Here is a 23,005-nt window from a genome sequence, read left to right as displayed (position 1 = left end):
CGAGAAATAGGTCGTCCGGCGAATCTGCGGCCGGTCGGGCGCCTCGGGCGCAAGCGGAAGGAGGGCGAGGGTCGAAAGCAGGATCGAACGGGTAAGCAAGGAACTTCTCCTCAGCAGAAAATCAGGCGGCGGTTTCGGGATAGGGATTTTTGCCCCCGCCCGCGATCCATTCGTCGAGCACGCGTTCGAGCGTCGGAAGCGGCACCGCCCCCAGCCCGAGCAGGACATCGTGGAACCAGCGCTGGTCGAAATTCGCGCCGAGCGTCGCCTCGGCCTCGGCGCGCTTGCGGCGGATCATCATCTCGCCCAGCTTGTACGCAAGCGCCTGCCCCGGATCGTTGATATAACGGTCGACCTCGATCGTGATCTCGTGATCGGACAAAGCGGTATGCGCCTTCATGAAATCGAGCGCCTGCTGACGCGTCCAGCCCTTGTGGTGCAGCCCGGTGTCGACGACGAGCCGCGCGGCGCGCCACATCTCGTACGTCTCGCGCCCGAACTCGTCGTAAGGCGTCTCGTAAATCCCCATCTGGATGCCGAGCCATTCGGTATAGAGCCCCCATCCCTCGCCATAACCCGAGAAATAGGTCGTCCGGCGAATCTGCGGCCGGTCGGGCGCCTCGAGCGCAAGCGCGGCCTGGAAGCTGTGCCCCGGCGCGCATTCGTGCGCGGTGAGCGGCGGGATCGTATAGAGCGGGCGCGCGGGAAGATTGTAGGTGTTCATCAGACAGCTTTCGAGCCCGCCGTTGCCGCCGGTGGCAAAGGGCGCGATATTGTCAGGCGTCTGCCGGATCGTGAAGCGATAGCGCGGCAGACGGCCGACGAGGAATTTGAGCTGGCCGTTGATCCGGTTCGCGACATAGGACGACTTCGCCATCAACTCGTACGGCGTCTTCGCGGTGAACTGCGGGTCGGTCTTCAGGAAATGCAGGAAGCCGGCGAAGTCGCCCTTCCACCCTGCCTTCTTCATTGTCGCCTGCATGTCGGCGTCGATCCGTGCGACCTCCTTCTCTCCGATAGCGTGGATCTGCTCGGGGGTCAGGTCGAGCGTCGTATACTGGCGAATTTTCGCGGCATAATAGGCCTTGCCGTCGGGCAACGCCTCGCCCGCGATCGGCACGCGCGCATTCGGGATATATTCGTCGCGGACGAAGCTACGCAGCTTCGCGAAGGCGGGCGCTGCGGCCGCGACCGCGCGGCGCCCTTCAGCGACCAGCGCGGTGCGGTCGCTTTCGGGAATGTTGCCAGGAATTGCGGCGAAGCTGGTGAAGAGCGGATTCTTGTCGACGTCGGCCGAGGCGAGCGGCGCGATCGGCGCATCGCGGCCGGCGAGCGAGACGCGCGGCTTGGTGAAGCCGCGCTTGAGACCCGCGCGCATGTTGACGATCTGCTCATCGATATAGCGCGGCATATCGCCGAGCCGCTTGATATAGTTGCGATAGGCGGCGGCGTTCGACAGCCCGCCGCGCGGCGCGATCCACGTCCAGAAACCGAACGGATCCTCAAATTCGCGATATTTCTGTTCGAGCGCGAATTCCTCGAGCGCGGTCTTGAACACCTCGGCATTGATCCGCTCTTCCGGCGACAGCTGGTCGAACGGGATCTTGTTCAGTTCGGTGAGCGCGTTGTTCCAATAGGCGGCGCGGCGTGCCTGGCTCGCGGCGTCGACGCTCGGTAGCCGGTCGCTGCCCTCGCGTTCGCCGTCAGGATCGAGCGCGAGTTCCTTGGTGCGCCATTGCCACTCGGCGTCGTACAGCGCCTTCAATCGTGCATCGGCCGACGCCGAAGCGGCCTGCGGCGCCGATTGGGCAAAGGCGGGTGCACAAAGCGCGATGGCCGAGACGGCCAGCAGTGCGGGAGCGAGGTATCGCATCGAAATGTCTCCTGTTGATCAGTAACCGGCCGCGAGGCCGGCGCGGCGGGGGTCGGCAACGCCGGTCAGGCTGCCGTCGGGATTGCGCTGGATCGCCTGGATCGATCCGAAGTGCCAGTTATAGGGCGCAGTCGGGCGGACATTGACGCCATAGCGCGTCTTGAGCTCGTCACGCACCGCTTGGCTGACGCGGCTCTCGACCACCATCGGCACCCCGGCTTGCGATCCCTGAAAGCGCGGCGCGTCGACCGCCTGTTCGAGCGGCATGCCATAGCCGAGCAGGTTGATGAGGGTGATCGTCACCGCACGCGACGAGAGGCCGGGCGATCCGATCGTCATCCATGGCTTGCCGTCCTTCGCGACCATCGTTGGCGGGAAGGGCGAGATGACGCGGCGGCCGGGACCTGCGGTGTTGCCGGGGAAATTATTGCCGCTGTTCATCGCAATCCCGTCGACCACCATGCCGGTTGCGAAGGTGCTGCCGTAAACCGAGTGGGTGACCGAGGCCATATTGCCCTGCGCATCGACCGCGACGAGATGGTTGGTGTCGGTCGAATGGCGGTCGTGCGTGCTGAAACTGGCGGCAAGTTCGAGCGCACTTCCCGCCGTGGCGGCCGCCTGCGCCGCCACGGCAGGCTTGGGCAGGCTTGCGGTCACCTGCGCGGCGAAGCGTTTCGCATTGTCTTTCGACAGCAGCATGTCGGTCGGAACGTCATAGCTCAGCGGATCGCGGACGAATTCGTCGGTGGCGGTCTCGGCATAGCCGAAGGCGCGGCGGATCAGTTCGAGCGCTTCGGCCGATTGCGCATAATGCGGGCGCGCCTTGAGGTCGTAATTTTCGGCGACGTTGAGCACCATCGAGATCAGGGTGCCCGCGGTGGATGGCGGCGGCGCGCCGATGATCTCGTATCCGTTGTAGGTCGAGCGCAGCGGCGTTTCCCAGCGCGCCTTGTAACCCGCAAGCTCCTCGGCGGTCAGCCCGCCGCCGGTCGCGCGCACTGCGGCGACGAAGCGCTGCGCCCATTCGCCGCTATAGATATACGATGGCCCCTCGGCTGCGATGCGGCGCATCGCCTGTGCCAAGCGCGGGTGCTTCACGATCGTCCCGACGGGCGGAACATAGCCGTCGGGCAGATATTCCTCGCGCCCCGAGGGGTATGCGGAAAGCCGGGTCAATGCTGCCTCGGCGAGCTCGCCGTAGAGGAAGCTGTACATCGGATAGCCGTCGTCTGCGAGCTTGATCGCCGGCGCGAAATAATCGGCCCATTTGAGCGTCCCGAACCGGTCGGCCGCCGCCTTCAGCCCCGCGACGGTGCCGGGAATACCGATGCGCTTGCCCGACGTGTCGGGCAGCCGCTCGCCCCCGCCCCCGGTATATTGCGCCCAGCCGCCGCCGACCTGCGCATCCTTGGTGTGATCGAGTTCGGCGTCGAGATAATGATATTCGCCGGTCTTGGCGTCATAATAGAGGATCGAGACACCGCCCGCGAGCGTCGTCATCTGCGGTTCGATCACCGCCTGCATCGGGACCGCGGTCAGCACCGCGTCGAGCGCGGTGCCGCCCTTCTTCATCACCTCGACCATCGCCTTGGTCACCGTGGGGTTCGACGAGGAGGCCATCGCCGATTTGGCGTGGACCGCAGGTTTGGCGCCCTGTTCCTGCGCGAGCGTCGGCGGCGCGAACAGCACGAACCCCAGCGTGACCAGCAATCGATAGCTTTTTCCCATGTCGTGACCCCCTGTGTCGAAATGCCCGCGTCAGACCGTCCCCTGCGCTGAAGCGGGCGTGAAGATGCGGACCCCGAAGACGGGGCCGCAGCGTGTCGTGTCGTTGGCCGGCTGAAAGCGGACCATGACGCTGTCCTTGCCGCGGGTCAGTTCGGCAGGGATCGGATAGTCGATTTCGAAAAAATCGCCCGGATGCCCGCCGTCGAGCGCCTGCGTCGCGATCTTCGTCCCGTCGATCAGGATGTCGAACAGCTTGTTCCGTTCTTCGCCCCAATAGGTCGCCTGCAGCACCAGCGGACCGGGGCGCACCTTCGCCCGATATTCGAAAAAGCCGAAGGTCCGCGCGTCGCGGCCGTGGCGTCCGCGATAGGTGACGGCATAGCTGTTCTTCGCCGTCAGCCCATGGTCGCGCTCGGGCTGCATCTCGCCGAGGTTCATGACGTCGACCGAGCGGCGCGCGAGGTCCTGCTGGCGCGCATGTTCGGCGGCGAATGCAACCTGTTCGCGCGCCCAGCCGGCATCGTCGAAGCTTTTGAAATAGACCGCGGTGCGGCGATCGCGCTGCTGGAAAAAGGGCGCGAAGCCGAGGTCGGCAGGGCGTGCGATGCCGGTCGTACGGAACCGGCCGGCGGCGGCATCGACCGGCGCGAAGCCTGCCAGCAGGTCGGCGGCCACCAGCGCAGGCGCGGGACCGTCGAACGGCTGGCCGGCGGGACCGAGGTCGGCGGCGAGCACCACCGGGCCATGGAGCAGCGCGACGGTCGACGGGTCGTCATTCGCGCTTTCGGTGCGCAGCCGCATCGGCAGGGTCAGTGCGATGCGGTCGCCTTTTGCCCAGCGACGGCGGATCACGACATAATCGCCGGGCACTCCTGCCGGGACTGGTTTGCCATTCACCGTCAACGCCGCGCCCTCGCACCAGCCGGGGATGCGCAGCGCCACCGCGAAGTCGCGCGGGCGGCCGAGCGTTTCGACGGTGATCGCGATATCCTCGCCGAACGGATAGGCGGTCTCCATCCGGAACCCGGCACCTTGTTCTGCCCAATCGGCGGTCGAGGCGATGTAGAGATTGACCAGCAACGTATCGCCGCTCTGCCACCACACCGAATCGCCATGCTTGGCGTGGCTCTCCATCCCCGACCCGACGCAGCACCAGAAATCGTCGAAGGGCTTCGAAAATTTGCGCGCCGATCCCGACATCAGCGGCACCATATAGGCGAACATGCCCGTCGCCGGATCCTGATGCGCGAGGATATGGTTGGTATGCGCGCGCTCATAATAATCGAACAGGCGCGCCTCGGGCCGCCAGCCATAAAGGTGGCGGGTCAGCTTGAGCATATTGTAGCTGTTGCAACTCTCGCACGTCTGTTCGGTGATATGTTTCGAGATCGTGCGCGGCGCGGGGAAATATTCGCGGTCGGCGTTCCCGCCGATGACATAGCTGTAATCGCGGACGACCGTTTCCCAGAAAAAGCGCGCCGCAGCGGCGTCGCCAGGCTTGCCGGTCAGTTCGTGCAACCGCGCGAGTCCGATGACCTTCGGAATCTGCGTATTCGCATGGATCCACGGCAGCGAATCCTTGCCCTCGCTGAGCGGGTCGAGCACCTTGCGATGCCGCAGCCGTTCGGCGAGGCGCAGCCAGCGAGGGTCTTTCGTCCGCGCATGAAGCTCCGCAAAACTTTCGTTGATCCCGCCATGCTCGCAGTCGAGCACCTGCTGGACCTGGTCATCGTTCAGCCCCGCGAAGACATCGTCGATGTAGCCGCCGAGGGCGACCGCAACAGGCAGCGCCTTCGCATTGGCGCAAAGCGCCTCGGCATCGAACAGCCCGGCGAACAATTTGTGCCAGTTGTAGAAAGGCACCCAGCAGCCGTTGAGGTCGAACCCCATCGAGCGGATGTCGCCGCGCTTCAGTTCGGCGAACAGCAGCTTGCCGTCCTCGACGACATCGCCGCGCTTGCGCGTGAAGCCCGCAACATAGCCGTCGCCGTGCGCCGTCTGCGCTTCGGCCAGTTCATCGACGATATAATCGACGCGGCGTTTGCATTCGGCGTCACCCGTCTGCGCGTGCATCAGCGACAGTCCGGTCAGATAATGGCCGAGGCTGTGCCCGGCGATGGTATCGCTTTCCCACCCGCCATAGACCGCGCCTTTGGGTTCGAGCCCGGCACTGGTACGAAAGTTATGCAGCAGGCGGTCGGGTTCGAGCGCGTGGAGGTAACGGATATTGCCCTCGATCGCGTCGCGCCAAGGCGATTCGAGCAGGCGGACCGCGGACAGCGCCAGCGGACGCGCGGGACCGAACGTCGTACGGGCAGTCGGTGCAGCGCGTACGATCGCGGGGACGAGCGCCATCGACGCGGCGCCCGCAAGCAAGGTACGGCGATCGATATGCCTCGACTGCATTATGCTCCCCGGTTTCTTGTGTAATTTTGCCGGAGCATATTATACAGTATACGAAGTTTGCAAGCGGCGATGCAGGTCTTGCGGAAAATTCACGTGGAGGAATGATGAGCGAAGTTGAAAAGGTCCGGCTGTCACTGGACGAAGTGGCGGCATTGTCGCGCGCAATCCTGACGCGCCATGGCCTCGCACCCCGTCATGTCGAGGCAGTGACGGCGACGATCGTTGCGGGCGAGCGTGACGAATGCGCAAGCCATGGCGTCTATCGCCTGCTCGTCTGCGTCAACACGCTGAACACGGGCAAGGTGGTCAAGGACGCGATTCCCGTCGTGCACGATGTCGCACCCGCGCTCGTCCGCGTCGATGCGGGCGGCGGCTTCGCCCAGACCGCGTTCGAGGCGGGGCTGCCATCCTTGGTCGAAAAGGCACGAGCGAACGGGATCGCGGCGTTCGGGATCAACCACTGCGTCCATTTCGCGGCGTTGTGGCCCGAGGTCGAGGCGATCGCCGAACAGGGGCTCGTCGCTTTCGCCTGCACCCCCAGCCACGCATGGGTCGCCCCCGCGGGCGGCATCAAGCCGTTGTTCGGCACCAACCCCATCGCGTTCGGTTGGCCGCGCCCCGGCGATTACCCCTATGTCTTCGATTTCGCGACGAGCGCGGTCGCGCGCGGCGAGATCGAACTCCATCGCCGTGCGGGCAAGCCGATTCCCGAAGGCTGGGGCATCGATTCGGAAGGGCAGCCGACGACCGATGCGAAAGCCGCACTCGACGGCGCGATGCTGACCTTCGGCGGCCACAAGGGATCGGCGCTTGCGACGATGGTCGAACTGATCGCCGGTCCCATGATCGGCGATATGACCAGCGCCGAATCGATCGCACTCGACGCTGGCGTGGGCTCGTCGCCGATCGGTGGCGAGTTCATCCTCGCCATCGACCCCGCAGGCTTTCTCGGCGCAGAGGCGGCAGGCCATATCGAACGCGCCGAAGCGGTATTCGACGCGATTACCGGACAGGGTGCACGGCTGCCGTCACAGCGCCGCTTCGAGGCGCGCGCGCGCAGCCTCGCAAACGGTGTGCACGTGCCGCGTCAACTCTATCAGGATGTGCAGGCGCTGCTGGACTAGGTCAGCCGAAGGGCCGGTCGATCGCGGGCGAGGGTTCGGTGAACCAGCGCGCGCCGGTTTCGGTCATATAGAAATGATCCTCCAGCCGGATGCCGAACCGGTCGGGTATCACGATCATCGGTTCGTTCGAAAAGCACATGCCGGGCGCGAGCGGCGTCGTGTCACCGCGCACCAGATAGGCGGGCTCGTGGATCGACAGGCCGATGCCGTGGCCGGTGCGGTGCGGCAGGCCCGGCAGGCGATAGTCGGGGCCGAGCCCCGCCTTTTCGAGCACCGCGCGCGCGGCCGCGTCGACCGTCTCGCAAGGAACGCCGGGCTGCGCGGCATCGAAGGCCGCCGCCTGCGCCTCTTTCTCGAGCGCCCAGATGCGCCGCTGCTCCGCGTCGGCTTCACCGAAGACATAGGTGCGGGTGATATCCGAATGATAGCCCTCGACGACGCAGCCGACGTCGATCAGCACAACGTCGCCTTCCTTCAGCTGCGCATCGCCGGGAAGCCCGTGCGGAAAGGCGGTCGCGCGACCGAACTGGACGATGCAGAAGCTGTTGCCGCCCGGGGCGCCGATCGCGCGGTGCGCTTCTTCCAGAAAACGCGTGACCTCGCTCGCCCGAATCCCCGGCGCAAGGATGCGCGCCGCCCGGCGATGCACTTCAAGCGTCATCGACTTCGCCTGCTGGAGCAGCGCAAGCTCGGCCGTCGATTTCTGCATCCGGCAGCCGTCGACGATGGGGCCGCCGTCGACGATATCAAGCGCCGGGCCGGCACGGCGGATCCGGTCGACGAACAGGAAGGCCATCGCGGGGTCGATCGCCAGCGTGGTCGCACCCGTCTCGCGCAGGGCGCCGACCAACAGTTCCGAAGGGCTCTCATCCTCTTCCCACAAGCGCAGTTCGACATCGATCTTGAGGTCGGCTTCGAGCGTTCCCAGTTCAAAGGCGGGAGCGATCACGATTGGCCGGCCGCTGGCGGGCAGCAGCATCGCGACGAGCCGTTCGCTCGCGCCCCACGGAATCCCTGCGAAATAGCGCAGGCTCGCCCCCGCCCCGATCAGCAGCGCGTCGGCACCCGCCTCGCGCATCAGCCGCCGCGCCTTTTCGATTCGCTGCGCCCGCTCTTCGGCGCCGACCGGTACGGCGCGGTCGGCCCAGGGGATGATGGCGGCCAGTTCCTTTTCTGCGGTCGATCCGCCGATTCCGTTAGTCATGGTCAGGCTCCAAAGCGTTTGAGATCAAAAGGTGCAAGGTCGAAAGGCGCCGCATCGCCCGCGGCAAGCGCGGCGACGGCGTCGCCGGTTGTCGCCGCGAGGGTGAGGCCGAGATGCTGGTGCCCGAACGCATAGAAGAGATTTTCCGCCCGGTCGCTCTGCCCGATGGCGGGCAGATAGTCGGGCAAGGTCGGCCGCGCACCCATCCATTCGGCGCCGGGCAGACCGAACGACAGGCCGAGCGCCGCAACATGGCTGCGCAACCGTGCCCATTTGCGCGGGTCGGCGGGGCTTGCGCCGCGGCCGAACTCCACGAAGCTCGCGGCGCGCAGCCCCGACCGGAAGCGGGTGACGATCATCGAACGATCCTCGAACACCACCGGGGGCATGTCGGCGGGCCAGTCGGTTTCCGCCGACTGGATATGATAGCCGCGCTCGGCGATGATCGGCACTCGCTGACCGATCGATTCCAGCAGCGCGCCCGAAGCCGCGCCCCCCGCCACGACGATCGCATCTGCCGTATGATGTGTCCCGTCGGCCGTCGTCAGCGCGGCGCGTCCGGCCTCGACGATCAGCCGGTCGACCCGCGCCTCGATCCGCGCTCCCCCTGCGGCGTCGAATCCCGCGCGCAGTGCGGCACCGAGCGCGTCGAGATCGGCGATCTGCCCCGATCCCGAAATATGCACCGCGCCGGCGATCGGCACTGTCGCCAGCGCTGCAAGCCTTTCCAGTTCGGCGGGCGTCACATCACGCATCGCCGCCTGCCCCATGTCGGCCGCGGCCCAGTGCGCCCGGCCCGCTTTGGCGCTCGCGTCGCTTTCCCAGACAATGAAGTGACCGTCTTCGATCAACAGGTCACGCGCCCCGATTCGATCGAGCAGCCGGCGCCATGCCCCCATCGCGTCGTCCAGCGCATCGCCCAGTGCCGTCCGGCCCGCCGCAAAGCGCGAGGGGCTCGTGGCGGCAAGCAGCCGTAGCGAAAAGGGCAGCCACGCGCCGATATCGCGCCATGGCAATGACAGCGCTCCGCCGCGCCAGAACAGGCGCCGGGGCATCGACCGGATCGTCGCGCGCGACGCAAGCGGTTCGACCTGCTCGACGGCGATATGACCCGCATTGCCCCATGATGCGGCGGGCGACGACGCATCGATCAAAACGGTTGAAACTCCCCGCATTTGCAATGCAAGCGCGGTAGAAAGACCGATTACCCCTCCGCCGATCACAACGGCATTTCGGGGGTCGGGATTGCGAGATAGAAAATCATTTGGCATCTTGCATCATATACCGTATACGATCTGAAGCTTCAACGGAGGTAATTAATGAGCGTGATACGGACACTGTGGGAGGGCGTATATCCCGCAGCTACCACTCAATTCGCCAATGACCTGTCGATCGATTTCGACGCGACCCAACGTGTGCAGAGCGCGCTCGTCGATGACGGGGTCAACGGCCTCATCATCCTTGGTACGTGCGGCGAAAACAACTCGCTCGAGCCCGACGAAAAGCGGACGGTTCTCAAAGGCGCGGTCGAGGCCGTCGGCAGCCGCGTGCCGATCGTCGCGGGCGTGTCCGAAATGACCACGGCGCGCGCGATCCAATATGCGAAGGATGCCGAAAAGATCGGCGCCGACGCGATCATGCTGCTGCCCGCAATGGTCTATGTACCGACGCCCGAGGAGTTGCAGGCGCATTTCCGCGCCGTCGCCGAAGCGACTGCGCTGCCGGTCATGCTTTATAATAACCCGCCCGCGTACCGCGTCGATGTCGATTTCGCGACGCTCGAGGCGCTGTCCGACGTGTCCAATATCGTCGCGATCAAGGAAAGCGCGCCCGACCCGCGCCGTTTCACCGACGTCTTCAATCGCTTCGGCGATCGCTACACGGTAATGGCCGGGCTCGACGATGTCGCGCTCGAAGGGCTCTTCCTCGGCGCCAGCGGCTGGGTCTCCGGTCTTACCAGCGCCTTCCCGACCGAATCGGTCCGCCTTGTCGCTGCATTCAACGAGGGCAAATATGACGAGGCGCTGGCGATCTATCGCTGGTTCATGCCGCTGCTCCACCTCGACGCTGACCGCGACCTCGTCCAGTCGATCAAGCTGGCCGAAGAGATCATGGGCCGCGGCTCCGAACGCGTGCGCATGCCGCGCATGCCGCTCACTGGCCAGCGCCGCAAGGATGTGATCGCTTGGGTCGAACAATGCGCGGCGACCCAGCCGAGCAAGATGGCCGCATAAGCAACGCGAACCGGGGGCCGTCCATGCGTCACACCTTCTTCTGCATCGACGGCCATACGGCGGGAAATCCGGTCCGGCTGGTCGCCGGCGGTGCGCCGCTCCTCCACGGCGGATCGATGGGAGAGCGACGCCAGGATTTCCTCGACCGGTTCGACTGGATCCGGACGAGCCTCTGTTTCGAGCCGCGGGGCCATGACATGATGTCGGGCGGCTTCCTTTATCCGCCCACCCAGCCCGATAGCGACATCGGCATCTTGTTCATCGAAACCAGCGGATGTCTGCCGATGTGCGGTCATGGCACGATCGGCCTTGTCACCTTCGGGCTGGAGAACGGGCTGATCACCCCGCGCGTACCCGGCAAGCTTCGCGTCGAGGTTCCGGCAGGGAAGATCGACATCGAATATGGCACCGAAAGCGACCGGGTTTCATGGGTCCGGATCCGCAACGTGCCCTCCTATCTCGCCGCCGAGGGGATCGAGATCGATGTTCCGGGCTTTGGCCGGCTCAAGGTCGACGTTGCCTATGGCGGCAACTATTATGCGATCGTCGAGCCGCAGGGCCCCTATATCGGCCTCGATGCGCTCGGTGCGTCGCGGATCGTCGATCTGAGCCGTACCGTGCGTTCGCTGATGCAGGCGGCATATGAGCCGGTGCACCCGGTCGATGCGCGTATCCGCGGAGTCAGCCACGTCATGTGGACCGACCGGCCCAAAGGCGAAGGTGCCGACGGCCGCAACGCGGTCTTTTACGGCGAACGCGCAATAGATCGCAGCCCGTGCGGCACCGGCACCTCGGCACGGATGGCGCATCTCGTCGCCAGGGGGCGGCTGCAGGTCGGCGACCGTTTCGTCCACGAAAGCTATATCGGCAGCCGCTTCATCGGACGGGTGGAGGACAGCGCGATGCTGGGCGACACGCCAGGCATCATCCCGTCGATCGAGGGATCGGCTATCGCGACCGGATTCAACACGATCTGGGTCGATCGCGCAGACAGCTTCTGGAATGGATTTTCGGTGCTATGAGGCATTTATGAGTCTCATCATCCGAAACCTGTCCGACCAGCTGGTGGACCTCGTCCGCGACCGCATCCTTACGGGTGCCGTTTCCAGCGACCATGCAATCCGCCAGGACGCTCTGGCCGCCGAACTCGGGGTCAGCAAGATTCCGCTGCGCGAGGCGCTGGCGCGTCTCGAAGAGGAAGGGCTGGTGCGTTCGCAAGCGAACCGTGGCTTCTTCGTCCGGCCGCTCAGCGCCGCGGAGGCGCGCGAAGTTTATGAACTGCGGATCAAGCTGGAGCCCGAAGCTACAGCGCTCGCCGCATTGCATGCGACCGAGGCCGATCATGCCCATGCGATCGAAACGCTCGACACGCTCGATCATGTCACCGACGAGCATGGCGAAGGCGTCGGCGCGTTCAATCGCGCGTTCCACCGTGCACTGTTCCGGCCGTGCGGCCAGCCGATCACCGTCAGTATTCTCGAGCGCCTGCAGGTGCTCTCCGAACGTTATGTACGCGTCCACCTCGAACCGCTCGGCCGCGACGAGCGCGCGAACGAGGAGCATCACCAGCTGCTCGAAGCCTGGCTGGCGCGGGATTCAGACAGGATCGCGGGGCTGGTCGATGCGCATATCCGCAAGACGCTGGACGATCTGCGCCAGCAACTTGTCGACGATTAACAGGGGAGCCGGCTGCCGTCGGCTCCGATATTTGGGAGAAAAAGGTGGCAGCAGGTTTTTTCGGGCCGATAAAGCCCATCGGAGTTTCGCAGCAGGAGGCGGGGCATAGCCTGCGCGCCACGCTCAGCTGGCCACATCTTGTCGCATTGGGTGTCGGCGCAATCGTCGGGACCGGCATCTATACGCTGACCGGCGTCGGTGCCGAGCGCGCGGGACCCGCGGTGATCCTCGCGTTCGCGATCGCCGGTGCGGTCTGCGCCTGCGCAGCGCTCGCCTATGCCGAGCTCGCAACGCTGATCCCGACCTCGGGAAGCGCTTATACCTACACCTATTCGGTGATCGGCGAGGCGCTCGCCTGGGTCGTCGGATGGAGCCTGATCCTCGAATATTCACTTGCCTGCTCGACCGTCGCGGTCGGCTGGTCGGGCTATCTGGTCGGCTGGATCCAGTCGGCGGGAATATATTTGCCTCCGGCTTTGTTGTCCGGCCCGCACGCCGGCGGCATTGTCAACCTGCCCGCGGTGCTCGTCGCGCTCGCAGTGGCGGGCATGCTGATGGCGGGGACGCGCGAAAGTGCGACGCTCAATATCATCCTTGTCGTGATCAAGCTCGTCGCACTGTCGATCTTCGTCGCCTTTGCAGCGCCCGCGTTCAACGCCGACAATCTCCAGCCCTTCATGCCCTATGGCTTTACGAGCCATGTCGAAGGCGGCGCGACGAAGGGGGTGATGGCTGCCGCCGCGATCGTCTTCTTCGCCTTTTACGGCTTCGACGCGGTCGCGACCTCGGCCGAGGAAACGAAGAATCCCAAACGCGACCTCACGATCGGCATCATCGGGTCGATGGCGATCTGCACGCTGATCTACATGCTTGTCGCGATCAGCGCGGTCGGCGCGATGCATTATACGACGCTCGGCAATTCGCCCGAACCGCTCGCGCTGGTACTTCGCACGCTCGGCCATCCGGTCGCCTCGCACCTTGTGGCGCTCGCGGCGCTGATCGCCCTGCCCTCGGTCATCCTCGTGATGATGTACGGCCAGAGCCGCGTCTTTTTCGTGATGAGCCGCGACGGCCTGCTGCCGCGCTCGCTCAGCCGCGTGTCCGAACGCACCGGCACCCCGGTGTTCGTCACTGGCGTGACCGGCATCTTTGTCGCCGGCGTGGCGGGCTTTTTCCGGCTCGACGAGATCGCCGAACTTGCCAATGCGGGAACGCTGATCGCGTTCATCGCGGTCGGCGTCTGCCTGATGGTGCTTCGCAAGCGTGCGCCTGATCTGCCACGCGTGTTCCGCTGCCCGGCGCCCTATCTCGTCGGCTCGCTCGCGGTACTCGGCTGCCTTTATCTGCTGTTCAGCCTGCCGAACATGACGCTGGTCCGTTTCCTCGGCTGGAACATCCTCGGTATTCTTGTCTATCTCGCCTACGGCCGCGCACGCAGTCTGGCGCGGCGTAACGAGGCTGTCGTCGGGATCTGACGCAAAGGAAGCGGAAGACGATTGCGGGTCCATGCGACCCCAAACGAAGAGGCGGCGCGGAACTCTCGTTCCGCGCCGCCTCGACAATGGCTTCAGTGGAAACCATCGCCCCCCGCCCGCACCGAATAGCCGTGGTCGCAGAAGCTGACGGCCGGAACGAAGCTCGGAAAATCAGTCGCTTGTCTCAGGTCCCCGCCAACCCCACCTGTTGGCGCTACGCCATGATTTCCCTCGCACGCCCGCTTCGGAGCAAGCCGGTCAACTATGGCGCGGCGACGGCCCATAAAATTGTAGGAACCCGACAAGAAACCTTGGCAGGAACATTGTTTTTCATGCGCTTTACCGGCTAAATGCCGCCGCATGCCGCAACGCGAAGCATCTTCCCGTCCCCCGGCCAGCGCGCGCATCGCCACGCGCTTCTTTCCGTTATCGGCAGCCCTGCGTCCCTATGCCAGCACCATCTATCTGACCGAAGTCGCCGTGCCGGGCGACGCGCGGGTCGAGGATTATCTGCACCCGGAATGGGCGAACATGCGGTTTATCGAGGGCGAGGCGCCGCTCGCCGCGATCGGCGGCGGTCCGGTTGCCGTGGCGCCGCGCTTCGTCGTCACCGGCCCGACCAGTCAGGCGAGCTATTTTGCGGCGGGCAATATGCGTGCCTGGGGGATCGGCATCCTGCCCGTGGGCTGGGCGAAATTCGTGCCGCTGTCCGCCGAAGAACTCGCCGACCGGTCGTGCGATGGCGGCGCGCATCCCGCCTTCGCGCGCTTCGCGCCTCTCGCCGACGCGTTGCGGCGGGCGAACGATGTCGATGTCGCGGCGGCGCTGATCGATGGTCATTTCTGCGCGCTCCTCGCCGATGCGCCCCCCGATGATCCGGCGATCCTTTCCGCGCACGGCGCACTGGTCGATGAAGAGCTGGCGAGCGTCGCCGATCTTTCGGCCAGGCTCGGTCTGAGCGAGCGGTCGATCGAGCGATTGAGCCGGCGCGCCTTCGGCTTTTCGCCGAAGCTGCTTTTGCGCCGCCAGCGCTTCCTCCGCTCGCTTGCGCGCTTCATGCTCGATCCGTCGATGGCGTGGATCGATACGATGGATCACCATTATTACGATCAGGCGCAGTTCACGCGCGACTTCCGGCGTTTCATGGGAATGGGCCCGCGCGAATATGCCGCACGGCCCAAGCCGATTCTCGGCGCCGCCGCTGTCGCGCGCGCCGCCGCAGCGGGTGCCGCAGTGCAGGGATTGCACAAGCCGGCGGGATAGCCCGGTTTTCCGCCGCGCCCGGCACCGCAAGACTTGACCCGCGACGCGCGTTCGGTGCAAGCGGCTGGCGACGGACGCGCGGGTAGCCGCCCATCCATGGTATCCAGCAAAAGACAAGGCCGGCAGCGGCAGCGCCGCCGGAACAGGACGAATGACGATGAGCGAAATCGAGGCCATCAGGACCCGGATTCTGGGCGAGATCGAAGCGGCGGCCGACGCGGGCGCGATCGAGACGCTGCGCGTCGCCGCGCTCGGCAAGACGGGCAGCATCACGACGCTGCTCAAGACGCTGGGGGGCATGACCCCCGACGAGCGGCAGGCAAAGGGCCCCGAGATCCACGGCCTGCGCGAAACGGTCGCCGCAGCGCTCGCCGCACGCAAGGCCGCGTTCGATGCCGCGGCACTTGACGCGAAGCTCGCCGCCGAAGCGATCGACATGTCGCTGCCCGCCGACGCGCCCCCGCGCGGCAGCGTCCATCCGGTGAGCCAGGTCATGGACGAACTCGCCGAAATCTTTGCCGATATGGGCTTTGCGGTCGCGACGGGCCCCGAGATCGAGGACGACTGGCGCAACTTCACCGCGCTCAACATTCCCGAAACGCATCCCGCGCGCGCGATGCACGACACTTTCTATTTCCCGCCGCAGATGAATGACGCCGAAGGCCGCGCGATGCTGCTGCGCACGCACACCTCGCCGGTGCAGATCCGGACGATGATGTCGCAGGAACCCCCGATCCGCATCATCGCGCCGGGCCGCGTCTATCGCAGCGACAGCGACGCGACGCATACGCCGATGTTCCATCAGGTCGAAGGCCTCGTCATCGACCGCGGCATCCATATGGGGCATCTCAAATGGACGCTCGAAACCTTCCTGAAAGCCTATTTCGAGCGCGACGATATCGTGCTGCGCCTTCGCCCGAGCTACTTCCCCTTCACCGAGCCATCGGCCGAGGTCGACGTCGGCTATAAACAGGAAAAGGGGCGCCGGATCGTCGGCGGCCATGGCGATAGCGAAGGCCATGCCTGGATGGAACTCCTCGGCAGCGGCATGGTCAACCGCCGCGTGATCGCCAACTGCGGGCTTGATCCCGACGAATGGCAGGGCTTCGCTTTCGGTGTCGGCGTCGACCGGTTGGCTATGCTGAAATATGGCATGGATGACTTACGCGCCTTCTTTGACGGCGACCTCAGGTGGCTGTCGCACTACGGATTCGGCGCGCTGTCGGTACCGACGCTGAGCGGGGGGATTTCGGCATGAAGATCACCCTCGACTGGCTAAAGGAACATCTCGACGGCAGCTTCACTGTCGACGACGTCGTCGCCACGCTCAACCGCATCGGCCACGAGGTCGAGGGCGTCGAGAATCCGGCCGAAAAGCTTGCCGGCTTCCGCGTCGCGAAGGTCCTCACCGCCGAACGCCATCCGCAGGCCGACAAGCTGCAGGTGCTGACCGTCGATACCGGCGACGGCGGCGCACCGCTCGTCGTGGTCTGCGGCGCGCCCAACGCCCGCGCCGGGCTGATCGGCGTGCTCGGCCTACCCGGCGCGGTCGTGCCGGCCAACGGCATGGAACTGAAGGTCGCCGCGGTGCGCGGCATCGAATCGAACGGCATGATGTGCTCGACGCGCGAGCTCGAGCTTGGCGACGATCATGACGGGATCATCGAGCTTCCCGCCGACGCGCCCGTCGGCACGCCCTTTGCCGACTACAGCGGTGCGGGCGATCCGGTGATCGACATTTCGATCACCCCCAACCGGCAGGATTGCATGGGCGTGCGCGGGATCGCGCGCGACCTCGCCGCCGCGGGGCTTGGCACGCTGAAGCCGCTCGACGTCCCGACGATCGTCGGGACAAGCGCCCCCGCGACCGAAATCCGGACCGACGACCCCGAAGGCTGCCCGGCCTTTTACGGCCGCACGATCAGCGGCGTCACCAACGGCACCGCGCCCGAATGGATGCGCCGCCGGCTCGAGGCCGTCGGGCAGCGATCGATCTCGGCGCTCGTCGACATCAGCAATTATGTGATGTTCGACCTCGGCCGTCCGAGCCATATCTACGACCGCGCCCGGCTGACCGGCGCCCTCGTCGCGCGCCGCGCGAAGGATGGCGAAAAGGCCATCGCGCTCAACGGCAAGGAATATACGCTCACCGACACGATGACGGTGATCGCCGATGACAACGGCGTCCACGACATCGCGGGCATCATGGGCGGCGAACATTCGGGGTGCAGCGATACAACGACCGACGTGCTGCTCGAAATCGCGTATTTCACGCCCGAGCGGATCGCGCTGACCGGACAGGCACTCGGCCTGACCAGCGATGCGCGTAGCCGTTTCGAGCGCGGCGTCGACCCGGCGTTTCTCGACGATGCGACCGCAATCGTGACGGCGCACATCCTTGCGATCTGCGGCGGCACACCATCGGCGGTAACCCGCGCAGGCACGCCGCCGGCCGAAGTGAAGACGGTCGATTACGACCCCTCGCTGTCGGCAACGCTTGGCGGGATCGCGATCGCGCCCGAGCGACAGAAGGACATTCTTTCCGCACTGGGCTTTTCGGCAATCGAACAGGGCGGCCGCTGGCAGGTCGCGGTACCGAGTTGGCGCCGCGATATCGACGGCGCGCCCGATATCGTCGAGGAAGTCACGCGCATCACGGGCTTTGACGCGATCGCGTCGGTCGCGCTGCCGCGGAGCGATGGCGTCGCGAAGCCGACCGCAACCGCCGACCAGCTGCTGGAGCGCCGCCTGCGCCGCGCAACGGCGGCCGCGGGTTTCGACGAAGCGGTCACCTGGTCTTTCGTCAGCGAAAAGGATGCCGCACCCTTTGGCGGCGGCACCTGGTCGCTCGCCAACCCGATCAGCGAGGATCTGAAGGTCATGCGCCCGTCGCTGCTGCCCGGTCTGCTTGCCGCCACGCAGCGCAACCAGAACCGCGGCGCGGACAGCATCCGCCTGTTCGAGATCGGCCGGCGCTATCTTGCGGACGCCGAACATCCCACGCTCGCCGTTGTGATGGCGGGGGACAAGACATCGCGCGGCTGGCAGGCGGGCAAGGCCACGCCGTTCGACGCGTTCGATGCCAAGGCGGCGGCGCTCGCGCTGCTCGAGGCTGCGGGCGCGCCGGCCGACCGGCTGCAGGTGATGGAAGCGGTCACGGGCGGAAACATCTGGCACCCCGGCCAGTCGGCGACATTGCGGCTCGGCCCGAAGGCCGTGCTCGCCGAATTCGGCGCGCTCCACCCGTCGCTGACCCGCGCCTTCGACGTCGACGGTCCGGTGATGGCGGTGCAGATCTTCCTCGATGCGATCCCGGCGAAACGCGCGAGCGGACCCGCGCGCGCCGCCTTCACCCCGCCCGCGCTGCAATCGGTGCGCCGCGACTTCGCGTTCCTCGCTCCAACGGGCCTGACCGCCGCCGAATTGGTGCGCGCGATCCGCGGCGCCGACAAGGCGAGCATCGTCGATGCCCGGCTGTTCGACCGCTTCGCGGGCCAAGGCGTGCCCGAGGGGCAGGTGAGCCTGGCCGTCGAGGTCGAACTGCAGCCGCAGGAGAAAAGCTTTACCGATGCCGAACTGAAGGCGATTGCCGACAAGGTGGTCGCGGCGGCGGCGAAGGTCGGAGCCGTACTACGCGGCTGATTGTCGGGTCGCCGGGGATGAAAGGGAGAGTTTGATATGGACACCCGCCACCTCGTCGATCGCGAGATCGCGCCGATCATCGACATGTTCCCGCGCGTCGATCTGAACGCGGCGCCGATCGCCCAGATCCGTGCCAGGGCGGCGGAGAGCTATTCGATCCTGCCGCCGCCGGTGATCGAACCGGAAAAGCTGGTCGTGCCGTCAATCCATGGCGGACCCGACATAGCTGTCTTCCTCTACCGCCCAGCCGGGACGCGCCCGGGAAGCGGCGCCATCCTCCATATCCATGGCGGCGGCATGGTGATGGGATCGGTCGAACAGATGCAGGCGGGACCGGCCATGCTTGCGGCGACCGCCGGTGTGCCGGTGGTCTCGGTGGAATATCGTCTCGCCCCCGAGCATCCCTTTCCCGCGCCGCAGGAGGATTGCCATTCGGCGCTCGCATGGCTTGCGGGGCAGGGCGGTGCGTTCGGATTCGACGCGGGCCGGATCATCGTCGCCGGTGAAAGCGCGGGTGGCGGACTGGCGGCGGCGCTCGCGATCATGGCCCGCGACCTCGGCGGCCCGGCGATCGCCGGCCAGCTCCTCACCTACCCGATGCTCGATCACCGTACCGGCAGCGACGCCTGCCCTTACAACAATCCGGCGACCGGCGAGTTCATCTGGACCCGCGCGAGCAACCGCTTCGGGTGGCAGGCACTGCAGGGCGACTACAAGGCCGACGACGAACGACGCGGCTGGTTCTCGCCGAGCCTTGCCGGGGATCTGTCGAACCTGCCGCCCGCCTATATCGCGACGGGCAGCCTCGACCTCTTTTTCGACGAGAATCTCGATTATGCGCGCCGGCTCGTCGCGGCGGGGGTACCCGTCGATCTGCACAGCTATGCCGGCGCGATCCACGCCTTCAACGCGATTCCCGACGCCGCGCTATCGCAGCGTTTCAACGGCGGGCTCCTCGCGGCCGCGGCCACCATGGCCGGTGGAACCGCGAGATGAACGACGCGCCGGCGGAACGCCATGCCGTCTGCCATTGCGGCAAGCTTCAGCTCCGCTGCGTCGGCGAACCCTCGAAAATCTCGCTTTGCCATTGCCTCGACTGCCAGCGCCGGACCGGATCGACCTTCAGCGTCGCGGTCTTTTTCCCGCGATCGCAGGTAGCATTGACCGCCGGCCTGGCGAAGACATTCAGACGCCCGTCGGCAAGCGGTTTCGACGTGACCTTCCACTTCTGCCCCGAATGCGGGTCGTCGCTCTGGTGGGAGCCCGAACGCCTTCCCGACCGGATCGGGGTGGCTGCGGGCGCCTTTGCCGACCCGGATTTCCCGATGCCCGAGCAGGCGGTGTGGTCGCAGGATCGCCATCGGTGGATCGAACTCCCCGCGCGGATCACCGCGCATGACCGGAATCCCGCGAAAGCGGCGCCGCGCGACTGATCAGGCCGCGACCGCTTCCTCGCTGCGGCTCGCCGCGGCTTCGAGCAGGCGCTTTTCGAGACCTTTCACCCGCGCCGCGCTGTCGATCTTGTCGCCGATCAGGTCGGTCACGTAAAATGTGTCGACCGCGCGCTCGCCATAGGTCGCGACATGCGCCGAATGCACCGTCACCTTCGACTGGAAGAGTGCATAGGCGAGCTGGTTCAATAGTGCGGGACGGTCCTGCGCGTTGACCTCGATCACCGTGAACCGGTTCGACGCCTTGTTGTCGACGAAGACATTGGGGGCGATCCGGAACGCTTCGGCGCGCGTGCGCGGCAACGCGCGGGCTTCGAGTTTGGGAAGCAGCTTGTGCCGGTTGGCGAGCGCATCCTCGATCGCGCGGGTCAGGCGGGAAATCTGTCCCGCTTCGTCGAACGGGCGCCCGAGCGGATCCTGGACGAGGAAATTGTCGAGTGCGAGCCCGTCGCGCGTCGTATGGATCCGCGCGTCGATGATGTTGCCCCCGGCCAGATGGATGCCGCCCGCGATCCGGTAGAAAAGTCCCGGGTGGTCGGCGGCGAGCACCATCACCAGGGTCGCGCCGCGATCGTCGTCGGGCACTGCGGCAATGTGAAGCGGCGTATCGCCCGCTTGGCGGATATGAAGCATGTTCGCCGCGATCACCTCGACCGGCTCGGCGATCCAGTAGCTTTCGGGCAATCGCTTCGCGAGCTTTTCGAACGTCCTGGCATCAAAACCGAACTGGGCGGCGACAGCCTCCTTCTTGCTCTCGATCCGTGCCTCGCGCCCCTTCTGCTTGTGACCGAGCCGCAGCACTTCTTCGGCCGCGTCGAAAAGCTCGGTGAGCAGCTGGCGTTTCCAGCCATTCCACACGCCGGGTCCGACCGCGCGAATGTCGACGACGGTGAGCACGAGCAGCAGGCGAAGGCGTTCGGCGCTTTGCACGATCTGCGCGAAATCGAGGATCGTCTTGAAATCGGCGAGATCACGCTTGAACGCGGTCGCCGACATGAGGAGGTGATAGCGCACGAGCCAAGATACGGTCTCGGTCTCGGCGTCATTGAGTCCGAGCCGCGGGCATACCCGGAGGGCCAGTTCGGCGCCGAGCACACTATGATCGCCGCCGCGTCCCTTGGCGATGTCGTGGAGCAGCACCGCGACATAGATCACGCGCCGCGAATGAATCTGGTCCATGATCGCGGTCGACAGCGGATGATCGTCCTTCAGCCGGTCCTGCTCGATGTCGGCAAGGAGACCGATCGCGCGGATCGTATGTTCGTCGACCGTATAATGGTGATACATGTCGAACTGCATCTGCGCGACGACACGGCCGAAATCGGGCACAAAACGGCCGAACACCCCCGCCTCGTTCATCCAGCGGAGCACCGTTTCGGGATCGCGCGGAGAGGTCAGCACGTCGAGGAACAGTTCGTTCGCGCGCGCGATGCGGCGTACGCCGCGCGCGTCGATCAGCTTTGCGTCGTGGCGCGCCTGCCGCATCGCCTGCGGATGGATTTCGAGGCCGTATCTGTCGGCGAGCGCAAAAATCTCGACGAGCCGCACCGGCTCCTGCTGAAAGAAATCGTCGCGCGGCAGCGCGAGCCGGCCGCGGTCGAGGACAAAACCGTTGAGCCGCCCCGGACGGCGTCGGATCGATGGCAGGAAACGCCGTCCGCGCGCGGCGAGCTGGTCGTCGAGATGCGCAAGGAAGGTTCCGGTGACGTCGCCGACACTCTTCGCATGCAGGAAATAGAGCTGCATGAAGCGTTCGACCGCGCTCTTCCCGGGCCGCTCGGCAAAATGCATCCGCGCCGCGATCTCGCGCTGGAAATCGAAGGTCAGCCGGTCTTCGGCCCGCCCCGCGAGGATATGGAGGTGGCAGCGCACCGCGAGCAGGAAGTTCTCGGCGCGCTCGAACTGGCGGAGCTCGCGCGCAGTCATCAGCCCCGCGTCGACGAGTTCGGGGACGGTGCGGACGCGGTGGATGAACTTGCCGATCCAGAAGAGCGTGTGGAGGTCACGCAGCCCCCCCTTCCCTTCCTTCACATTGGGTTCGACGACGTAGCGCGAATCGCCCATGCGTTTGTGGCGATCATCGCGCTCGGCGAGCTTTTCGGCAACGAAAGAACGGGCGTTGCCGGCGACGACCTCGGCATCGAAACGCGCCGACGCCTGATCGTAGAGCGCGCGATCGCCCCAGATGAAGCGCCCTTCGAGCAGCGCGGTGCGGATCGTGAGATCCTCCTTCGCGGCGCGGACCATCTCGTCGAGCGAGCGGCTCGAATGGCCGACCTTCAGCCCGAGATCCCACAGCGTATAAAGCTGCGCCTCGATCACCTGTTCGGTCCAGCTCGTCTGTTTGAACGGCGTCAGAAAGCCGATGTCGATGTCGCTGTGCGGCGCCATTTCGCCGCGGCCATAACCGCCGACCGCGATCAGCGTGATCCGCTCGCCCGCCGAGCGGTTGGCCGACGGGTAGAGATAGCCGACGGTGAAATCATGGCTGAGCCGGACGATCTGGTCGATCAGGAATGCTGTCGCGCTCGCGGCGATCCGGCCCGACGAAGGATGTTCGAGCAGACGGCGTTCGATTTCCGCCCGTCCGGTATCCAGCGCCTCTTTGAGCAGCGCCACCATCGCGCGGCGGCGCTGGCCCTTGTCGCCCGTTTCATCGGCAATCTCGTCGAGCCGCCCCGCCAGAGCGCGGCGATCGATGATCGCGCGGCGGTTTTCGAGATTGTCGAAGAGGTCGCTCATCGTTCGTCGACCAGTATCTGCTTCAATCGATAGAGCGCGTCGAGCGCTTCGCGCGGCGCGAGCGTATCGGGGTCGATCGCACCAAGTGTTTCGCGGAGCGCGTCCTTCACCGCGGCAGGCGCCTCGGCAAGCGTCGCGGCGAACAGCGGCAGGTCGTCGAGCCCCGCGGCGAGCCCGCCGGTCGCC

The 23,005-nt window shown here is 65.8% G+C and carries 17 protein-coding genes; 10 read left to right on the top strand and 7 right to left on the bottom strand.

The genetic code is table 11. The annotated features are described in order from the left end of the window. Positions 1-121: 121 nt before the first annotated feature. From VN047_RS08275 to VN047_RS08265, 3 genes are read right to left on the bottom strand one after another with little or no spacing between them, the layout of a single operon-like run. Complete coding sequence (locus VN047_RS08275) at positions 122-1,873, bottom strand: DUF885 domain-containing protein (protein ID WP_325541644.1); 1,752 nt, start codon at positions 1,871-1,873, stop codon at positions 122-124. Positions 1,874-1,891: 18 nt separating this feature from the next. Further along, positions 1,892-3,601: a gamma-glutamyltransferase family protein gene (locus tag VN047_RS08270; RefSeq protein ID WP_325541643.1), complete on the bottom strand. Its 1,710-nt coding sequence runs from the start codon at positions 3,599-3,601 to the stop codon at positions 1,892-1,894. Between the two features lie 30 nt (positions 3,602-3,631). Further along, positions 3,632-6,007, bottom strand: coding sequence for a glycoside hydrolase family 127 protein (locus VN047_RS08265; protein WP_325541642.1), 2,376 nt, complete (start codon positions 6,005-6,007; stop codon positions 3,632-3,634). A 104-nt stretch (positions 6,008-6,111) separates the two neighbouring features. Here VN047_RS08265 and VN047_RS08260 point away from each other — a divergent pair, with 104 nt between their 5' ends. Next, positions 6,112-7,131 carry an Ldh family oxidoreductase gene (locus tag VN047_RS08260; RefSeq protein WP_325541641.1) on the top strand — a complete coding sequence of 340 codons (1,020 nt, stop codon included), beginning with the start codon at positions 6,112-6,114 and terminating at the stop codon, positions 7,129-7,131. 1 nt (position 7,132) lies between these two features. On the opposite strand, the gene VN047_RS08255 is transcribed toward VN047_RS08260, so the two are convergent. Beyond that, the gene (locus VN047_RS08255; RefSeq protein WP_325541640.1) at positions 7,133-8,335 is read right to left on the bottom strand and encodes a Xaa-Pro peptidase family protein; all 1,203 of its coding nucleotides are present in this window, start codon (positions 8,333-8,335) and stop codon (positions 7,133-7,135) included. Between the two features lie 2 nt (positions 8,336-8,337). Beyond that, positions 8,338-9,606, bottom strand: coding sequence for an FAD-binding oxidoreductase (locus tag VN047_RS08250; RefSeq protein WP_325541639.1), 1,269 nt, complete (start codon positions 9,604-9,606; stop codon positions 8,338-8,340). A 48-nt stretch (positions 9,607-9,654) separates the two neighbouring features. Here VN047_RS08250 and VN047_RS08245 point away from each other — a divergent pair, with 48 nt between their 5' ends. The 9 genes from VN047_RS08245 (at position 9,655) to VN047_RS08205 (ending at position 20,059) form a co-directional block, all read left to right on the top strand. After that, the gene (locus VN047_RS08245; RefSeq protein WP_325541638.1) at positions 9,655-10,569 is read left to right on the top strand and encodes a dihydrodipicolinate synthase family protein; all 915 of its coding nucleotides are present in this window, start codon (positions 9,655-9,657) and stop codon (positions 10,567-10,569) included. A 23-nt stretch (positions 10,570-10,592) separates the two neighbouring features. Further along, entirely contained in the window at positions 10,593-11,591 is a 999-nt protein-coding gene (locus tag VN047_RS08240) for a 4-hydroxyproline epimerase (RefSeq protein ID WP_325541637.1), read from the top strand. A 7-nt stretch (positions 11,592-11,598) separates the two neighbouring features. Continuing rightward, positions 11,599-12,246: a GntR family transcriptional regulator gene (locus VN047_RS08235; RefSeq protein ID WP_325541636.1), complete on the top strand. Its 648-nt coding sequence runs from the start codon at positions 11,599-11,601 to the stop codon at positions 12,244-12,246. Between the two features lie 44 nt (positions 12,247-12,290). Next, positions 12,291-13,721 (top strand): amino acid permease, encoded by a 1,431-nt coding sequence (locus tag VN047_RS08230; protein ID WP_325541635.1) that lies wholly within the window; start codon positions 12,291-12,293, stop codon positions 13,719-13,721. 360 nt (positions 13,722-14,081) lie between these two features. Continuing rightward, positions 14,082-14,984 (top strand): helix-turn-helix domain-containing protein, encoded by a 903-nt coding sequence (locus tag VN047_RS08225; protein WP_325541634.1) that lies wholly within the window; start codon positions 14,082-14,084, stop codon positions 14,982-14,984. Between the two features lie 157 nt (positions 14,985-15,141). After that, positions 15,142-16,242, top strand: coding sequence for a phenylalanine--tRNA ligase subunit alpha (pheS, locus tag VN047_RS08220; protein ID WP_325541633.1), 1,101 nt, complete (start codon positions 15,142-15,144; stop codon positions 16,240-16,242). Continuing rightward, the gene (gene pheT / locus VN047_RS08215) at positions 16,239-18,626 is read left to right on the top strand and encodes a phenylalanine--tRNA ligase subunit beta (protein ID WP_325541632.1); all 2,388 of its coding nucleotides are present in this window, start codon (positions 16,239-16,241) and stop codon (positions 18,624-18,626) included. Before pheS ends, pheT begins: the two co-directional genes overlap by 4 nt. Before the next feature lie 36 nt (positions 18,627-18,662). Continuing rightward, a complete protein-coding gene (locus VN047_RS08210; RefSeq protein ID WP_325541631.1) occupies positions 18,663-19,622 on the top strand; it encodes an alpha/beta hydrolase in 960 nt (319 codons plus the stop codon). After that, the gene (locus VN047_RS08205) at positions 19,619-20,059 is read left to right on the top strand and encodes a GFA family protein (RefSeq protein ID WP_325541630.1); all 441 of its coding nucleotides are present in this window, start codon (positions 19,619-19,621) and stop codon (positions 20,057-20,059) included. The genes VN047_RS08210 and VN047_RS08205 overlap by 4 nt, the downstream gene beginning before the upstream one ends. Here VN047_RS08205 and VN047_RS08200 read toward each other — a convergent pair whose 3' ends face one another. Both VN047_RS08200 and VN047_RS08195 read right to left on the bottom strand, forming a co-directional pair. Next, a complete protein-coding gene (locus tag VN047_RS08200) occupies positions 20,060-22,819 on the bottom strand; it encodes a [protein-PII] uridylyltransferase (RefSeq protein ID WP_325541629.1) in 2,760 nt (919 codons plus the stop codon). Further along, positions 22,816-23,005: hypothetical protein (locus tag VN047_RS08195; protein WP_325541628.1), on the bottom strand; the 190-nt coding region annotated here is incomplete at its 5' end. The genes VN047_RS08195 and VN047_RS08200, both read right to left, overlap by 4 nt.

It is taken from the genome of Sphingopyxis sp. (assembly GCF_035565275.1).
Lineage (GTDB): Bacteria > Pseudomonadota > Alphaproteobacteria > Sphingomonadales > Sphingomonadaceae > Sphingopyxis.
The sequence above is the reverse complement of the archived record's forward strand: the minus strand, read 5'-3'. Positions and strand labels throughout refer to the sequence as shown.

What these genes read in the sequence shown, in the direction of transcription:
- VN047_RS08275 (WP_325541644.1), bottom strand. Translation starts at nt 1,873, where the DNA reads ATGCGATACCTCGCTCCCGCACTGCTGGCCGTCTCGGCCATCGCGCTT.
- VN047_RS08270 (WP_325541643.1), bottom strand. Translation starts at nt 3,601, where the DNA reads ATGGGAAAAAGCTATCGATTGCTGGTCACGCTGGGGTTCGTGCTGTTC.
- VN047_RS08265 (WP_325541642.1), bottom strand. Translation starts at nt 6,007, where the DNA reads ATGCAGTCGAGGCATATCGATCGCCGTACCTTGCTTGCGGGCGCCGCG.
- VN047_RS08260 (WP_325541641.1), top strand. Translation starts at nt 6,112, where the DNA reads ATGAGCGAAGTTGAAAAGGTCCGGCTGTCACTGGACGAAGTGGCGGCA.
- VN047_RS08255 (WP_325541640.1), bottom strand. Translation starts at nt 8,335, where the DNA reads ATGACTAACGGAATCGGCGGATCGACCGCAGAAAAGGAACTGGCCGCC.
- VN047_RS08250 (WP_325541639.1), bottom strand. Translation starts at nt 9,606, where the DNA reads ATGCCAAATGATTTTCTATCTCGCAATCCCGACCCCCGAAATGCCGTT.
- VN047_RS08245 (WP_325541638.1), top strand. Translation starts at nt 9,655, where the DNA reads ATGAGCGTGATACGGACACTGTGGGAGGGCGTATATCCCGCAGCTACC.
- VN047_RS08240 (WP_325541637.1), top strand. Translation starts at nt 10,593, where the DNA reads ATGCGTCACACCTTCTTCTGCATCGACGGCCATACGGCGGGAAATCCG.
- VN047_RS08235 (WP_325541636.1), top strand. Translation starts at nt 11,599, where the DNA reads ATGAGTCTCATCATCCGAAACCTGTCCGACCAGCTGGTGGACCTCGTC.
- VN047_RS08225 (WP_325541634.1), top strand. Translation starts at nt 14,082, where the DNA reads ATGCCGCAACGCGAAGCATCTTCCCGTCCCCCGGCCAGCGCGCGCATC.
- pheS (WP_325541633.1), top strand. Translation starts at nt 15,142, where the DNA reads ATGAGCGAAATCGAGGCCATCAGGACCCGGATTCTGGGCGAGATCGAA.
- pheT (WP_325541632.1), top strand. Translation starts at nt 16,239, where the DNA reads ATGAAGATCACCCTCGACTGGCTAAAGGAACATCTCGACGGCAGCTTC.
- VN047_RS08210 (WP_325541631.1), top strand. Translation starts at nt 18,663, where the DNA reads ATGGACACCCGCCACCTCGTCGATCGCGAGATCGCGCCGATCATCGAC.
- VN047_RS08205 (WP_325541630.1), top strand. Translation starts at nt 19,619, where the DNA reads ATGAACGACGCGCCGGCGGAACGCCATGCCGTCTGCCATTGCGGCAAG.
- VN047_RS08200 (WP_325541629.1), bottom strand. Translation starts at nt 22,819, where the DNA reads ATGAGCGACCTCTTCGACAATCTCGAAAACCGCCGCGCGATCATCGAT.